Annotated in this window: 14 protein-coding genes; 5 read left to right on the top strand and 9 right to left on the bottom strand. The window is 67.9% G+C overall.

Going from position 1 to position 15,267, the window contains the following annotated elements; all coding sequences use genetic code 11:
• Positions 1-44: 44 nt before the first annotated feature.
• From pstA to pstS, 3 genes are all read right to left on the bottom strand, one after another.
• Entirely contained in the window at positions 45-1,109 is a 1,065-nt protein-coding gene (gene pstA, locus OG622_RS26195; protein WP_371579055.1) for a phosphate ABC transporter permease PstA, read from the bottom strand.
• A complete protein-coding gene (gene pstC, locus OG622_RS26190) occupies positions 1,106-2,113 on the bottom strand; it encodes a phosphate ABC transporter permease subunit PstC (protein ID WP_371579054.1) in 1,008 nt (335 codons plus the stop codon). The genes pstA and pstC overlap by 4 nt, the downstream gene beginning before the upstream one ends.
• Before the next feature lie 137 nt (positions 2,114-2,250).
• Positions 2,251-3,381: a phosphate ABC transporter substrate-binding protein PstS gene (gene pstS / locus OG622_RS26185; protein WP_371579053.1), complete on the bottom strand. Its 1,131-nt coding sequence runs from the start codon at positions 3,379-3,381 to the stop codon at positions 2,251-2,253.
• Between the two features lie 684 nt (positions 3,382-4,065).
• On the opposite strand from pstS, the gene OG622_RS26180 reads away from it, so the two are divergent.
• A complete protein-coding gene (locus OG622_RS26180; protein ID WP_371579052.1) occupies positions 4,066-5,628 on the top strand; it encodes an FAD-binding oxidoreductase in 1,563 nt (520 codons plus the stop codon).
• Positions 5,629-5,898: 270 nt separating this feature from the next.
• On the opposite strand, the gene OG622_RS26175 is transcribed toward OG622_RS26180, so the two are convergent.
• The 3 genes from OG622_RS26175 to OG622_RS26165 form a co-directional block, all read right to left on the bottom strand.
• Entirely contained in the window at positions 5,899-6,621 is a 723-nt protein-coding gene (locus OG622_RS26175) for a phosphatase PAP2 family protein (RefSeq protein WP_371579051.1), read from the bottom strand.
• Positions 6,622-6,856: 235 nt separating this feature from the next.
• On the bottom strand, positions 6,857-7,801 hold the full coding sequence (locus OG622_RS26170) for an NlpC/P60 family protein (RefSeq protein WP_371584221.1): 945 nt from the start codon (positions 7,799-7,801) through the stop codon (positions 6,857-6,859).
• Between the two features lie 129 nt (positions 7,802-7,930).
• Positions 7,931-8,356, bottom strand: coding sequence for an ATP-binding protein (locus tag OG622_RS26165; RefSeq protein WP_371579050.1), 426 nt, complete (start codon positions 8,354-8,356; stop codon positions 7,931-7,933).
• 138 nt (positions 8,357-8,494) lie between these two features.
• Between OG622_RS26165 and OG622_RS26160 the strand changes: the two genes are divergently transcribed.
• From OG622_RS26160 to OG622_RS26150, 3 genes are read left to right on the top strand one after another with little or no spacing between them, the layout of a single operon-like run.
• Positions 8,495-9,340, top strand: coding sequence for a helix-turn-helix domain-containing protein (locus tag OG622_RS26160; protein ID WP_371579049.1), 846 nt, complete (start codon positions 8,495-8,497; stop codon positions 9,338-9,340).
• Positions 9,341-9,350: 10 nt separating this feature from the next.
• Positions 9,351-9,548: a DUF397 domain-containing protein gene (locus OG622_RS26155; protein ID WP_371579048.1), complete on the top strand. Its 198-nt coding sequence runs from the start codon at positions 9,351-9,353 to the stop codon at positions 9,546-9,548.
• Entirely contained in the window at positions 9,541-9,798 is a 258-nt protein-coding gene (locus OG622_RS26150) for a DUF397 domain-containing protein (RefSeq protein ID WP_371579047.1), read from the top strand. Before OG622_RS26155 ends, OG622_RS26150 begins: the two co-directional genes overlap by 8 nt.
• A 102-nt stretch (positions 9,799-9,900) precedes the next feature.
• On the opposite strand, the gene OG622_RS26145 is transcribed toward OG622_RS26150, so the two are convergent.
• The 3 genes from OG622_RS26145 to OG622_RS26135 all read right to left on the bottom strand — a co-directional run bounded on the left by OG622_RS26145 (position 9,901) and on the right by OG622_RS26135 (position 14,150).
• Positions 9,901-10,320, bottom strand: a complete 420-nt coding sequence (locus tag OG622_RS26145) for a hypothetical protein (RefSeq protein WP_371579046.1) — start codon at positions 10,318-10,320, stop codon at positions 9,901-9,903.
• Positions 10,321-10,642: 322 nt separating this feature from the next.
• The gene (locus tag OG622_RS26140; protein WP_371579045.1) at positions 10,643-11,395 is read right to left on the bottom strand and encodes an immunity 49 family protein; all 753 of its coding nucleotides are present in this window, start codon (positions 11,393-11,395) and stop codon (positions 10,643-10,645) included.
• Between the two features lie 139 nt (positions 11,396-11,534).
• The gene (locus tag OG622_RS26135; RefSeq protein WP_371579044.1) at positions 11,535-14,150 is read right to left on the bottom strand and encodes a hypothetical protein; all 2,616 of its coding nucleotides are present in this window, start codon (positions 14,148-14,150) and stop codon (positions 11,535-11,537) included.
• A 617-nt stretch (positions 14,151-14,767) separates the two neighbouring features.
• On the opposite strand from OG622_RS26135, the gene OG622_RS26130 reads away from it, so the two are divergent.
• A complete protein-coding gene (locus OG622_RS26130; RefSeq protein ID WP_351416155.1) occupies positions 14,768-15,076 on the top strand; it encodes a hypothetical protein in 309 nt (102 codons plus the stop codon).
• Positions 15,077-15,267: the final 191 nt, after the last annotated feature.

The raw sequence follows: 15,267 nt of genomic DNA, 5'->3' as shown, positions 1-15,267 counted from the left end.
AATCACTGCTTCTTTCGCGGGAGACTGGTCGCTGTATGGCCGCGTCAGCGACCGGTCTTCGGGGCCTTCCAGCGGGCGATGCCGCGGGCCGCGAGGTTCAGGATCATGATGAAGGCGATCAGCGTCAGCGACGCCGCCCAGGCGCGGTCGTACGCCGCTCCGGAGCCGCCGCTCTGCTGGAACTGCAGGTAGATGTACATCGGCAGCGAGGCCTGCGGGTCGGCGAAGGGGTTCGCGTTGATGTAGTTCGAGCCCCAGACCAACAGCAGGACCGGAGCGGTCTCACCGGCGATACGGGCGACCGCGAGCATCACACCTGTCGTGATACCACCGATCGCGGTCGGCAGCACGATTTTGAGGATGGTGCGCCACTTCGGCACGCCCAGGGCCAGCGAGGCCTCGCGCAGCTCGTTCGGGACGAGCTTGAGCATCTCCTCGGTGGAGCGGACGACGACCGGCAGCATCAGGATGGTGAGCGCCATCGCGCCGGCGAAACCGGAGGGGCCCATGCCCAGGATCAGGATCCAGGTGCTGAGGACGAACAGACCCGCGACGATCGACGGGATGCCCGTCATGACGTCGACGAAGAAGGTGACGGCCTTGGCGAGCTTGCCGTTGCCGTACTCGACCAGATAGATCGCGGTCAGCACACCGATCGGCACGGAGATGACGGCGGCGATGCCGACCTGCTCCAGGGTGCCGAGGATGGCGTGGTAGATGCCGCCGCCGGGCTCGGTGGTGGAGACCACGCCCATCGAGTGACTGAGGAAGTAGCCGTCGAGGACCTTCACACCGCGGCTGACGGTCTCCCAGATGAGGGAGGCAAGCGGGAGCACCGCGAGCAGGAACGCGACCCAGACGAGGCTGGTCGCCACGCGGTCCTTGGCCTGCCGCTTGCCCTCGACGCGCGCGGCGATGCCGTAGGTGCCGAGGACGAAGAGGAGTCCGGCGATCAGGGCCCACTGGATGGAGCTTTCGAGGCCGGCCGCGGCGCTGATGCCGAGGCCCAGGGCGATCGAGCCGGCGGCCACCGCCCAGGCGAACCACTTCGGCAGCGACGCGGCGCGCAGCGTGCTCGGGCCCTTCGGGGAGAGAGTTGCGTTGCTCATGCGTTGGCCCCCGAGAACTCCTTGCGGCGGGCGATGATCAGGCGCGCCGCACCGTTGACCAGCAGGGTGATGACGAACAGGACCAGACCGGAGGCGATGAGCGCGTCACGGCCGATCTCGGTGGCCTCGCTGAACTTGCTGGCGATGTTCTGGGCGAAGGTACCGCCGCCCGGGTCGAGCAGACTGAGGTTGATCTCGAAGCTGGACGACAGGACCATCGCCACGGCCATGGTCTCGCCGAGCGCACGGCCGAGGCCGAGCATCGAGGCGGAGATGACACCGGAGCGCCCGAAGGGCAGCACCGCCATGCGGATGACCTCCCAGCGGGTGGCTCCGAGGGCCAGGGCGGCCTCCTCGTGCATCTGCGGGACCTGGCGGAAGACCTCACGGCTCACGTTGGTGATGATCGGCAAGATCATGATCGCGAGCAGGATGCCGACGGTGAGCATCGAGCGGGGGGCGCCGCCCTGCCACGAGAGGATGCCGGTCCAGCCGAGGTAGTCGTTCAGCCAGCCGTAGAGCCCGTCGAGCTGCGGTACGAGGACCAGGATGCCCCAGAGGCCGTACACGATGGACGGCACGGCGGCGAGCAGGTCGATCACGTACGCGATCGGGCCGCCCAGCCTGCGCGGGGCGTAGTGCGTGATGAAGAGCGCGATACCGACGGCGACCGGGACCGCGATGGCCATCGCGACGACCGACGAGACGAGGGTGCCGAAGGCCAGCACCGCGATGCCGAAGACCGGCGGGGCACCGGTGGGGTTCCACTCGAAGGTCGTGAAGAAGTTGGCCTCGTCCTCGCTGATCGCGAGCGCGGCACGGTAGCTGAGGAACACGGCGATGGCCGCCATGAGCACCAGCAGGAAGATGCCCGACCCACGGGAGAGGCCGAGGAAGACCCGGTCGCCGAGGCGGGTGACACCACGGGCGGCGCGCTCGTCCTCGGCGGTCTGGAAAGTCGGTGGGGTGGGGGGAGCTGGAGTGTCTTTGGTCGATATGTCCATCAGGTTCTCCGGTCTGCGGAGCCGCCGTCGTGCGGGCGGCGACTCGGGGCGGAGCCGCCCGCGGTGGCGGTGGACTCCTGGCGGCGGTGCACCGGACGGTGCGGCCCGGTCCCGGTGGGGACCGGACCGCACTCAGGTCAGCTCAGTTCCGAGATGGTCGTACGGACCTTGGTGATGATCTCCTCGGGCATCGGGGCGTACCCGGCCTCGGAGAGCAGCGCCTGGCCGTCCTCGGACGCGACGTAGGTGAGGAAGGACTTGGTGGCGGTCAGGGTGTCCGCCTTGTTGCCCTTGTCGCAGACGATCTCGTACGTGACGAGGGTGATCGGGTAGGCGCCCTCGGCGGTCGGCACGTAGTTGAGCTTCAGCGCGAGGTCCTTGCCGGTGCCCACGACCTGGGCCTCGGAGATGGCCTTGGTGGCGTTCTCGACAGTCGCCTTCACCGGGGCTGCGGCACCGGTCTTGACGTCGACCGTGGTGATGCCGTCCTTGGCGTAGGAGAGCTCCATGTAGGAGATCGCGCCCTCGGTCTCCTTCACGCCCTGCGCGACACCGGAGGAGCCCTGCGCGGACTGGCCGCCCTTGGCCTGCCAGGCCTTGCCGCCCTCGTACTTCCAGTTGTCGGGGGCCGCGGCGATCAGGTACTTGGTGAAGTTGTCCGTGGTGCCGGACTCGTCCGAGCGGTGGAAGGCCTGGATCTTGAGGTCGGGCAGCTCGGCGTCGGGGTTCAGCGCCGCGATGGCCTTGTCGTTCCAGTTGGTGATCTTGCTGTCGAAGATCAGGGCGAGGGTCTTGGCGTCCAGGACCAGGCTGTCGACACCCGGGACGTTGTAACCGACGGCGATCGGGCCGCCGACCATCGGCAGGTCGATGCCCTGACCGCCGGAGCAGATCTCCTTGGAGGCCGTGACCTCTTCGGGCTTCAGCGCCGAGTCGGAGCCGGCGAAGGCGACCTGGCCCTGGGTGAACGCGGTGATACCCGCGCCCGAACCGCTTCCCTTGTAGTTGATCACGACGTCCTTGCAGGTGCTCTGGTACTGCTTCACCCAGGCGTCGATCGCGTTCTTCTGCGCGGAGGAGCCGTCGGCCAGCAGCTGACCCTTGGCGTCGCCGCAGTCGATGTTGCCGGCGGCCGCCGAGCTGTCGCCTGTACCGCTCGCGCCACCACTGGTGTCGTCGGACCCGCATGCCGTGAGGGTCAGGACGCCGGTGACGGCGACAGCACCGAGAGAAAGGGCGCGCAGCCGGTTCTTGCGCTGAAGCTTCACTTTCGGGAGTTCCTTCCAGAAGCCGCCGTCCACATGGCGGCGTGCGAGGTCGTCGTATCAGCATCGGGATCCGTCCGGCGGATGCCTTCCGTCCCCCAGATTGCTGTCGCCACGGGTTGCGTGGCCGTATTCAGGCCCACACCCCGCACCGGGTAAGGCTGAAATTAGGCAGATCAGGTGAAGCCGCCGATGGACGGAAGTGAACGGCGAGTGAACCCCTGCCGAAAGTGCGGTGAGGTCACGGAACGCTCACGGGAAGAGCACGTGCAGATTCCAATGCGGCGTTCCCCAATCGATCGCCTCACCCGCCCCACCCGACTCAAGCGTTCCACTTACCCCACCGCCCCCCTCTCTCGATAACCCTAAGCACTCATTCAACTACAGAGAGGAGCAATCTCAGTCCAAGCCCGCCCTACGCCCGCCCACAGACCCCGGCCCGCACAAATAGGGGCGCGGGGAACTGCGCGAATACCCCAGGATTCCCGCACAAACCACCCAGACCAACCACCCCACCACCCCCAAGCAGGGGCCTGGGGACGCAGCCCCCAGAATCGGGGGTCGAAGGGGCACAGCCCCTGGGATGGGAACGGGTAGGGGCGGCGGGGGCGAAAACCCGGGAACCCCACCCCCACCAACCCCGTCTCGTTCCACGACCCACCCCACGCGGCGCACCGGGAGACGCACATGGAACGACGCACGTTCATCGGCGGCGGCGCGGCCGCGCTGACCACCCTGACGGCCTCCGCCTGCACAGGCACCGACCCCGGCCCCGACACCCGCACCACGGACACCTCCCTGCGCACGACAGCCACGGGCACAGGCGCGGGCACCGCGTCCAAGGCCACCGTCGCCAACTGGTCCGCCCTCGCCCGGGACCTCGACGGCCCCCTCGTCCGCCCCGGCGACAAGGCCTGGTCCACGGCCCGCCAGCTCTACAACACCCGCTTCGACACCCTCAAGCCCACCGCGGTCGCCTACGTCGCCCACCCCGACGACATACGCACGACCCTCACCTACGCCAGGGCCCACGACATCAAGGTCTCGATACGCAACGGCGGCCACTCCTACGGGGGCTGGTCCTCCGGCAACGGCCGCCTGGTCATCGACGTCTCGAAGCTGAACAAGGTCCGCGCCTCCACGGGCGAGGCGGTCGTGGGCGCCGGCGCGAAACTCATAGACGTCTACCGCGCCCTGGCCGCGAAGGGGGTGACCATCCCCGCCGGCTCCTGCCCGACCGTGGGCGTCTCCGGCCTGACCCTCGGCGGCGGCCACGGCGTGACCTCCCGCGCCTACGGCCTGACCTGCGACAGCCTCACCCAGGCCACCCTGATCACGGCGGACGGCAAGCAGCTGATCGCGAACGCCACCACCAACAAGGACCTCTTCTGGGCCCTACGAGGCGCGGGCAACGGCAACTTCGGCGTGGTCACCGAACTCCGCTTCAGGACCCACCCGGCCCCCCAGGGCGTCACCGCGTACCTCACCTGGCCGTGGTCCAAGGCCGCCGCCGTGCTGAAGGCATGGCAGGAGTGGGGCCCGACACAGCCCGACGAGATCTGGTCCTCCTGCCACCTGCAGAACGGGGGCAGCCCGTCCGTCGCGGTCGCCGCCTTCTCCCTCGGCACGTACGGCGACCTGGAGAACGCCCTCGACCGCCTGGCCGACCGCGTCGGCACCCCGGCCCGCAGTGTCTCCCTCCGGCGCCGCTCGTACGAGGACGCCATGGAGGGCTACGCGGGCTGCGCCTCCTTCTCGACCGACGCCAAGTGCCATCTGCCCGGCTCGACCCCGGGCCGCTCCCCGCAGGGCGCGCTGGCCCGCGAGACATACGCGGCCCGCTCCGACTTCTTCGACCGCTCGATCTCCTCGGCGGGCATCCAGACCCTCCTGACCCAGATCACGGGCGTGAAGGGCGGGGCCGGCAGCATCGCCCTCACGGCCCTCGGCGGCCAGGTCAACCGCGTCTCCCCCACGGCCACGGCCTTCGTCCACCGCCGCTCCCGGATGCTGGCCCAGTACCTCGCCTCCTGGAAGAGCGGCACCTCCGGCACGACAGCCCAGTCCTGGCTCGACACGGCCCACAAGTCGATGACCCGCCACGCCTCCGGCGCCGCCTACCAGAACTACGCCGACCCCACCCTCACCAACTGGAAAAAGGCCTACTACGGCGACGCGGCCCCCCGCCTCACCACCCTGAAGAAGAAATACGACCCCAAGCGCTTCTTCACCTACCCGCAGGCGCTGTAGAAACCCCGGGGAAGCGCTGAAGGGCGGCAAGCGAGCTCTTCTCCTCCGGACGGGCCGCAGGCCCCGTAAGGGGCGCGGGGAACTGCGCGACAAGCCCCCACCCACCCGCACCCGCCAAACAACCGACCCCCCGAGCTATGAGGCGCTCAAGGGGGTCGAAGGGGCACAGCCCCTGGATGGGACGGGTAGGGGCGGCGGGGGCGAAAAGATCCCGGGCGGACACTCAGCCAGATCCCCGGGCGAACCCCCAGGCAGATCCCGGGCGACCCCTCAGGCCGCCAGATCCCGCTCCTCCGCCGAAACCCCCTCGACCCGCGCCCCCGGAATCACCGCACGCCCCCCGTCCCGCCCCCGAGCCCGCACAATCCACCCCACCCGGGGCGACCGCTCCACCGCCCTCATCAACGGCGTGAGCAGAGCCATCGCCAACGGCGACAGCAACAGCGCGACAGCGGTCCCCAACGCGAACCCACCGATCACGTCCGTCGGATAGTGCACACCCATGTAGACCCGGATGAACCCACCCAGCAGCCCGATGACCAGCCCGACCATCCCGAACTTCCGGTTGGCGACGAACAACCCCACCGCCATCGCCATGATCAGCGTCGCGTGATCGCTCACGAACGAGTAGTCGGTCTTGCCGGAGACGAGCACCTCCAGCCCTTCATGATCGAGAAAGGGCCGAGGCCGCTCCACGAACCCGCGTATCGGCACGTTCACCAGCACGGCGACCCCGGCGGCAAGCGGCGCCCAGACCAACGCGGCCACGGACGAGGCGGCGTCCTCCCCGCCCCGCTTCCGCACCCCCCACCAGCACCACAGGATCAGCAGCACCATCGCGAAGAGGAGCCCGTACTCACCCACGAACTCCATCACCCGGTCGAGCCAGTGCGGCGCGTCCTTGGCGAGGCCGTTGATGTCGTACAGCAGCTCGACGTCAGGGTTCGATCCGGATTCAGCGGCAATTGCGGCATGCGCGGCGAGTCCAGCCATCGTGCTGCGGCCCTTTCGTCATCGTTCTCGCGACCGCACCCTTACGTGCGCCGCGCTTTGCCACCCCCGTGGTGTCCGTAGTGCTTCCGCGTGAGCGTCAACGGGCTACGTCAAATAGGAACGCACACTCTCCTTCAATACGTTCCACCCTCCACCGAATGATCACTCAGACGTTATCGAAGAGAGACACGTCTCCGCAGCTCAGGGCAAGGGTTCACCGTTTATTACGGCGCCGTCAGACCGTTGTGGGCAACGCTTTCGCGCCATCCTCGGTGACTCGGGTGGCACCGAAGTAGTCGGGGGTATCAACCGGGTCGAACCGGATGACGGCCCCCGTCCGCGGAGCGTCGATCATGTATCCGCCCCCCACATAAATCCCGACGTGCCGAATGGCGCGGGAGTTGGTGAGATCGTCGGAGAAGAACACCAGATCCCCGGGCAGCAGCTCGTCCCGCGACGGATGCGGACCGGCGTTGTACTGATCGTTCGCGACCCGCGGCAGCGTGATCCCCACACTCGCGTACGCCGCCTTCGTCAGCCCCGAGCAGTCGAAGCGTCCATCCTGGTCAGCGGTACCGTTGCCGCCCCACAGATACAGCGTCCCGAGCTTCTTCTGCGCGTACGCGATGGCCCCGGCCGCCTGCTCGCTCGGATCGACCCGGGTCGTGGGCGCGGCGAAACTCTCCGACAGCGTCGTGATCGTCTTGACGTAGTTCTGGGTCTCCTTGTACGGCGGGACGCCCCCGTACTTGATGACGGCGTACGCCCCCGCGTTGTAGGAAGCGAGCATGTTCGCCGTCGGATCACCGGGTACGTCCTTCACGTACTTCGCGAGCGAGCAGTCGTACGAGGCGGCCGACGGAATCGCGTCATTCGGGTCCCACACATCACGATCCCCGTCACCATCACCGTCGAGCCCGTGCGTGGCCCACGTCCCGGGAATGAATTGCGCGATCCCCTGCGCGGCGGCGGGGCTCTGCGCCTTCGGATTGAACCCGCTCTCCTGATACAGCTGTGCGGCGAGCAACGCCGGATTGATGGCATCGCACAGATTGCCCCATTTCTGCACGAGGGTCTGATAAGCGGCGGGCACGGCCCCCTTGGCCAGCCCGACCGACTTCCCGGCGATCCCGTTGGCGAGATTCCCGGCGACCATGTAGACACCCACGACCAGCAGCATCACGAAGCTGAGCCCGGCGCTGCCGGCAGCGATCGCCACGATCCATGCCTTACGCACCGTCAACCGCCCCTCACCGCGCGCCAGTCCGCCGTCAGCAAGTGTAGAGGCGGCCACCCTCCTTAGGAATGATCACCCGACGGCCCCGCAGTCGACCCACAGCAGCTTCCCACCCCGTGAGACGCCAAGGTCTCGCGACACGGACACGCCCCGACCCTCGGAGCAGGCGCGTACGAGCTGCAGCCCCCGCCCGCACTCGGCGTCGAGGTCGACGGGTCGAACGTCCTCCTCGAACTCCACCGGCACCCGCCAGTCCCGATCCCACACCCCCACCCGCAGCCGCCCGCCGACCTCCAGCACCCTCAGGGCGTACTCCTGCACGGTGTGCCGATGAGCGTTGGTGAGCAGCTCGGCGGCCAACAGTTCGGCGGTGGGGGTGAGTTCGGAGAGGTCGTGCGCGGCGAGCACGGCCCGGAGGGTGGCACGCCCGACGCCGGGGGAGCGGGGGTCCCGTGGGAGGCGAAGGGTGTAGTTCCAGGACGGGGATACGGTGGCCATGGAAGTCTCCGACTACTGAGGGGAGTTGATACATGACCTACGATAACGATGCCCATAAAAGGTCTTACATGGAATCCAGAAAAGCACTGATCTACCACCCGTGTGGGTGACTTGCGTGCGAAAGGAGCGGGCAAGCCCGTGAGAAGCAACCCGACGGGACGTCAACTCCGGCTGGGCACCGAACTCCGCAAGCTCCGGGAGCGCGCCGGGCTGTCGTCCACACAGGCCAGCCGCCTGCTCGGCGTTCAACAGAACCAGATCAGCAACGTGGAAGCCGGGCGCGCCGGGGTGAGCCCCGAGCGCGTGCGTACGCTCGGCTGCCACTACAAGTGCCCGGACCGAGACCTGATCGAGGCGCTCACGGACATGACCTCCGACCGCACCCGCGGCTGGTGGGAGGAGTACCGCGACCGCCTGCCCGCCGCCCTGCTCGATCTCGCGGAGTTGGAGCACCACGCCGTACGCCTGCGTGCAGCCGTGACCGTGCACATTCCCGGCCTGCTCCAGATCATCGACCACGCCCGCGAACTGTTCCGCCAGGTCGTACCCGAGCTGTCCCCACCCGACATCGAGCACCGCGCGTCGTTCCGCATCAAGCGCCAGGACGTGCTCTTCAGGGACCGCCCGACCCCGTACGCGGCGATCATCCACGAGGCCGCTCTGCGCATGCAGTTCGGCGGACCGACTGTGGCCAAGAAACAGCTTCAGCACCTGCTGAGCATGAGCGAACGTGAGCACATCACCGTGAAGGTGCTCACGTTCGACGCCGGCTCGTTCCCCGGCTCAGGACAGTCGATCTTCTACTCCGGGGGGCCAGTACCTCCGCTCGACACCGTCCACCTCGACCAGTCCCACGGGCCGACCTTCCTCGACGCCGAAGCACAGCTGTACATGTACCGGGTCCTGCTCGACCGCTTGGACGGCCTGGCCCTCAAGCCCGAGAAGTCCCGCGACTTCATCCACAACCTGATCCACGACCTGTGAAAGGAACGACATGTCCCAGCACGTCTCCTGGCAGAAGTCGTCCTACTGCGGGGCGGGCGACTCCTGCATACACATAGCCACCAACTCCCTCACGATCCGCCTCACCGAATCCGCCGACCCCAGCCAAGCCACCCTCGCCACCACCCCCTCCTCCTTCCGAGCCCTCCTCCACGCGCTCAAACTCGACAAGGAACCCACCCGTGTCTGACATCCCCCCGGACCTCGACTGGATCCGCGCCGCCCCCGACGACGCCACCGGCCCCGGCCCCTGGATCGAACTCGCCTTCGGCAAGGGGAACGGCGAGGACGACCCCGAGGCCCCCGTCTACATCCGCGAGACCAGCGACCCGGACAACGTCGTGACGACGAACCGCCGGAAGTGGGACGCGTTCGTACTGGGCGTACAGGCGGGAGAGTTCGACCACTTCGTGGAGGGGGTCGAGGGATTCGAGAAGTGATGTGACCGTGTGCGGGAGGCAGGGAAGCCGGGTTGCTGCTCATCACCGTCGATGTCTCGCAACCGGCTCGGACGAGTTGTACATCGACAGGCGTCCGCCGCCTCACGGCATCCAGATGACTCCCGAGGAGGCCGGGAGGTCGGGGTAGCCCTGACCTGTCCACACCGCGCCGGTGACCTCGGTGCCGGGGTCGGCGAGGACCGGTGCACACGTCTCGTACGAGGCGCCGGGCGGGAAACTCTTGGTCTTCGGGTAGGAGTCACACGTGGCGAAGGTCCCGATGACCAGTAGCTGCCGGGCGGCGGTCCCGTCGTCGAGCAGCCCACCCGGCGGGTCGACAGGGGCGTGGGAGAGATCTTTCTCGCCCGCGTTCTTGATGGTCCCGCGCACGTAGTACGGCGTCATCTTCTTGGCGTCGCCGCTCAGCCCCAGCGAGGCCACATCCGCCTTGCTGCCCTTCTCGATGCCGGTGATCGTGACCTCGAGGACGCCCGCCTTCGTCCCACCTTCATAGCTGAGCAAGGTCGGTTCTCCGAGCTTCGCCTTGGTCCCTGGCTTCGCCGTGCCGTCCTCGTTCGTGCTCGAGGTCGGTGACGGCGAGGACTGGGGGGAACCGGTGGCGGAGACACTCGGCGCAGGCGTGTCGGCAGGAGAACCCTCCCCGCCGCCGGAACCGCAGCCGGCAAGGGTGAGCGCGAGGACCAACGAAGCCGCAGCCGACGCTGACCGGGGAGTAGTGCGAGTGACCATGCCAGGCATCGTATGCATCTGCAGTGCACGCCTCGTGGGCGAGTAGCGCACGTACGCCGAAGCCCGGCCCCCCACAGGTCACCTGACGGTCGGTTCAGGTGTCGATCTCGCCCCGCCACGCGAACGTCAGCAGAGCGCTCGGCAGGTACTCCGACTCGACCTCGATGGGGAAGCCCTTGTCGTGGGCGAGGCAGGCGATGGCCAGCGGACCGAAGGCGACGAGGCCGTCACTGTTGATGGCCCGGTCGTCGGACGCGGTCCAGTACTCCTTGTGCCACCGCAGCGCGTCGACCAGCGCCTCGTTGAACTTCTCGTGGTCCTCACGCAGGTAGCGGTAGAACAGGATGATCGGCGGATACAGGATCGAGGACATGTAGTCCTGGTCCGCCCACTGCGCCGAGTCCGGACCGGTGCCGTCCACGGCGGCGACCAGATGGTCACCGACGCCGTCCTGGCCCAGCCAGAAATGCTGCAGGGTCTCCACCCACGAGTAGATGTACTCGTCGAACGTCGCACCCGATTCACGCAGCAGAGAGACGGGCACCCGAGCCAGCTCGCCCAGCCTCTCGTTCTCACGGCAGATCAGCGCGAGGTAGAACGCTTTGACCCAGCTGCCGGCGTTCACGTTGGGCCGGGGCCCGGTCGTCGGAAGGTTCCACTCCTTCTCCTTGATCCGGCAGGTCAGGGTACGACCCTCGGGATCGGTGGCCAGAGCGAACCGCGCGTGACCCAGTTGCATCGCGGTGACCCAGGCTTCCCAGGTCTCGAACTCCTCGGCGCCCGGGTCCACCTCGCATCGGGCCATGGCATAGGTCAGCGTCGTGTCCAGTGCACGCCGCCGGGACATGTCCGATTGTTCGAGGCGCTCCAACACCCGCGCCACGGACCCCGCCAACGCTTCGAGGCCCGCTGCCGTATTGACGTGGGCAGCGAGACTTGGCGGGTTGTCATGGCGAGGAATGCGCGTGACCACGGGTTCTCTCCTCTTAGTCAATGTCGAAGTGCTCCAGCTTCGCACCAGCGTAGGTGCCTGGATTTTCCGCCGCCTTCACCATGACGTACTTCAGCTTGCCGCTCTCCAGGGCGTCGGATATCAGCTCTGCGAGGTCGCCGTTGGTCACCGGTTTCCCCTGGGCATCCAGCACTCGGTTGCCCACGCTGTCCGTTGCCTCAAGCTTGTAGTTCTTCTCCATCTGGAACAGGATCGTCTCGACATACGGCCGCGTGCCCTGCTGCACCATCCAGCCTTCCGCCTCTCCGGCGCCCTTGCGCCACATCGGATTGGCCTGAGGCGCCTTCGCCTCCGCGATCACGAGCGTGCCGTCGTCGAGCCGATAGAGCTGATCGAACATGTTTGCGCCGTTCGGCGTCTTCGGCAGGTCGATCCACTGGGCGTCCGGGAACCTTTGCGGAATGACATGGCGCATGGCCGCCTGCTCGCCGAGTGCCTCGGCGATCGAGCTGTTGTTGGGCCGCCCCGGGAGCTGCAGATCAAACGCTTCCTGCGCCTTGTTGAGCTTCGCCAGGTTCTCGGCGGAGGGGTCAGCCGTGTACGCCCGCTCGGCGTTGGTGAGGTCCTTGGACGCCTTCCGGTCCAACGCGGCGTCATCGAGGTGACCCATCTGGTCGGTCCGGACCGACTTACGATCGAAGGTCCCCGGGTCGAGCCTGCCCGTCGCGCCCGACTTGGCCGGCAGGGAGTCCTTCGCGATCCAGTCGCCATGCTCGTCCTTGGCCAGGATGGGCAGCGGGTCGCCGTTCCCGTCGGTCGCCTTGGTGCTCCAACGGTGGCCGTCCGAGCGGTAGTACTTGTCGAACCAGGCCTTATCGGGGTCGTTCGCCTTCCTGATCTGCTCCTCGACGATCTTCTTCGCCTCTTCGGGGGTCCGCTTCGGCGGTTGCTGCCCCTCGTCTGCGCCCCCGACCCCGTTGTCCGCCGTGTCCCCGGCCCGCCCCGCGTCATCGAGCCCGTCGAGCCCGTCGTCACCGGTCCGCCCGAGGTCGTCCAGGCCGCCACCGCCGGAGCCGCCCGAGCCACCGCGTCCGAGCGGCGGGTTCTCGCCGGTACGACCACCGGTTCCGCCCAGGTTGTCTCCCCCGCGCCCGCCGACAGCCGCCGAGTCACCCCCACGGCCACCCACCGCCGCGGTGTCCCCCACCCGCGTCCCGGCCCCGGCTCCCACCAGCTCGCGCTCACCGGCACCCCCCGGCGTCCGCTCCCCCCGCCCCCCGGCCTCCCCCGCCCGCTGCTCTGCCGTAGCCTCGTGCCGGATGCTGTCCAGCGACTCCCGCACCGTCCCGTCGGCGTTGTGCATCACCAGCGTCTTGGTGTCGAGGTAGACGACCTGGCCCTCGGGGGTCGTCATGCGGACGGAGTTCTCGGGGGTGAGTCCGGCCGGGAGGTCGTCGGCGATGTTCGGCGGGTCGGCGATCTGATACGTGCCCTCGCCGAGCCTGATGTGCGTGCCGTTGGTGATCCCCCGCAGGCCGGCCATGACGTCGCTGATCTTGACGGCGGTCCCACCGATGCCCTTGGCGATGTACGTCATCGGATCGACGATCCGCCCCGCCTTGCCCGCGAAGGAGATGGCCTTCGCGATCGCACCGGCCTTGGCCGTCCCGGCGACGGCCCCACCCGTGCCGCCCGTGAAGACGGTCGTCAGGACGTTGAAGGTGACGGCCCCCGCCGCCCGCGACGGGTTCTTGCCCCACTCGTCGTACGCGATCAGCGCCTTGCCGGTCTCCACCACCGCCGTACGGGAGTCGCGCAGCCAGGAGGGCAGCTTGTCGTCGGGTGCCAGCCAGTACGCGGTGCCGACGACCGGTACGGCCGTGATCACGATGCCGGTCAGGAGCTTCCCGAGCCCCGTCCACGCCTGGCCGGCCGCGTCCCAGCCGTCGACGCCCACCAGCGTGCCGAGCCCTCGGATCGTCCCCCACACGCCGTCGACGAAGAAGCCGACGGTGAAGTCCCAGGCGTGCTCGTGGAAGTAGTACCAGGGGTTGGACTCCTCGACGACGTCACCCCACGGCAGGCCGCCGACGTTGTCGAGGTCCTCGGCACGGTAGCCGTACATGTTGTCTTTGTTGGACCCGTCGTTGACGACGAGCGCCTCGCCGCCGACCAGCGCGACGATCTTGTTGTGACAGGCCAGTTCGGCGGCCTGGAAGGCGGACCAGGCGGCGTTCACCGCGTTGCGGCGGGCCGTGTTCTCGTCGATGAGGTCGCCGTCCGCGACCCACTCGTCGTCGTCCGCGACGCGCCGCTCGAAGGCCGCCGCCTCCTCGCGGAGCGAGTTGAGCCGGTCGACCAGGGGCCGGACCTCGGCCGCGTAGTCGAGCAGCGCCTTGGAGACCGTGCCCAGTTCGGTCTGCAGATCGTGGCCGGCCGCCGCGACCGGCGCCGTCGTCGCGAAGAGCTGGTCTGCCTCGGGAGCCTTGTAGAAGGGCTCCAGCATGTTGAAGTTCGCGTCGATCAGCAGACCCGCGGCACCGACCGCCATCCCGTCGAACGCGATGTCCCCGGCGTCCGTCTCCAGCTGTTCCAGATTCCCCGTGAACTCCGGTATCTCGCCCGAGACAACGGGCCTCTCCTCGCTCACGCCTACCCCCGTGGACGCCCTCGCAGATTCGTTCCGTCAACTCGGCGCCCAGCCCGCACGCCTGACGCACGAACAGACAGGGCCACCCAGTCGATCATTTGTACCAAAATTGCGATCGCGATCCCATGCAGTTCTGGCCAAAGCTCGGCTCTCACGGGCATCCGGCCCCCACACGCGACCCTTACGTCCACATCAGGCAGACTCGAACCCGGAGAACACCGGATCGACAGAACACAGCCGACACCCCGTCAGAAGCGGGGCCAGGCAAGCCCCCAGAGGGCACGAAAGGGGAATAACGACGGAACCACACCACAGGTTCCGATTCATCCTCGTTGCCCGGCGTGACCTGCTGTGATACACAGAGTGACGATACGGCCCTTCGTTTACCGTTCCGCGCCCCCGTCAGGGTCCCGCGCGGGCCGGCGGCAAGGAATCCGTACGAAAACCGCCAATCAATGACGCCAAGTCGACATACGACAGCGTCATTGTCGGCGAGAATGGGCCTGACCTCTGCGCACCCGCGCGGAGGCGTGCGGAGCGGACGCCCCAGGCGCACGCGCCGCACAGCCAGCGAAGACAGAAGACAACAGAACTACCCACTAGGGGCGGTGACTTACATGTTCGTTGCAGCCGAAAAAGGCGACATCACCACCATCATCGGCGGAATCGCCCCGGACTGGGGGCCTTTCGGCAGCCTGGGCAACGAGGCACGCGTGATGATCGAGGTCGTGATGGCGGTCGCCATCCTCCTCTGCCTCGGCATCGCGATCTGGGGCGCGGCCAAACAGCGCATCGGCGCGACCGCCCTCCGCGACACCTTCAGCGCCGAACAGGGCAAGGGCCTCATCATCGCCGGACTCACCGGCGTCTTCATCATCGGCTCACTGGGCACGCTCTTCACCATCGTGTACGGCATGGCCGTGTAGCGCGGCGGCCGGCCCGTCCCGGCCGGTCCGCCGGCTTCGCCCGGTTCCCCTTCCACCCCACCCGTCCGTCGTGCCCACCGGCTGAGGTTGCGTTTCCCTGATGTCGAGTCTCCACACCGCGCCCGCGCGGGAACCAGCGCGGCTACCGTCGTACTGCTACGCCTTTCGGTACGACGTCGAAGTTGAAGGGG

This window comes from Streptomyces sp. NBC_01314 (assembly GCF_041435215.1).
Taxonomy (GTDB): Bacteria; Actinomycetota; Actinomycetes; order Streptomycetales; family Streptomycetaceae; genus Streptomyces.
The sequence above is the reverse complement of the archived record's forward strand: the minus strand, read 5'-3'. Positions and strand labels throughout refer to the sequence as shown.

What these genes read in the sequence shown, in the direction of transcription:
- pstA (WP_371579055.1), bottom strand. Translation starts at nt 1,109, where the DNA reads ATGAGCAACGCAACTCTCTCCCCGAAGGGCCCGAGCACGCTGCGCGCC.
- pstC (WP_371579054.1), bottom strand. Translation starts at nt 2,113, where the DNA reads ATGGACATATCGACCAAAGACACTCCAGCTCCCCCCACCCCACCGACT.
- OG622_RS26180 (WP_371579052.1), top strand. Translation starts at nt 4,066, where the DNA reads ATGGAACGACGCACGTTCATCGGCGGCGGCGCGGCCGCGCTGACCACC.
- OG622_RS26175 (WP_371579051.1), bottom strand. Translation starts at nt 6,621, where the DNA reads ATGGCTGGACTCGCCGCGCATGCCGCAATTGCCGCTGAATCCGGATCG.
- OG622_RS26170 (WP_371584221.1), bottom strand. Translation starts at nt 7,801, where the DNA reads ATGCTGCTGGTCGTGGGTGTCTACATGGTCGCCGGGAATCTCGCCAAC.
- OG622_RS26165 (WP_371579050.1), bottom strand. Translation starts at nt 8,356, where the DNA reads ATGGCCACCGTATCCCCGTCCTGGAACTACACCCTTCGCCTCCCACGG.
- OG622_RS26155 (WP_371579048.1), top strand. Translation starts at nt 9,351, where the DNA reads ATGTCCCAGCACGTCTCCTGGCAGAAGTCGTCCTACTGCGGGGCGGGC.
- OG622_RS26140 (WP_371579045.1), bottom strand. Translation starts at nt 11,395, where the DNA reads ATGTCCCGGCGGCGTGCACTGGACACGACGCTGACCTATGCCATGGCC.
- OG622_RS26130 (WP_351416155.1), top strand. Translation starts at nt 14,768, where the DNA reads ATGTTCGTTGCAGCCGAAAAAGGCGACATCACCACCATCATCGGCGGA.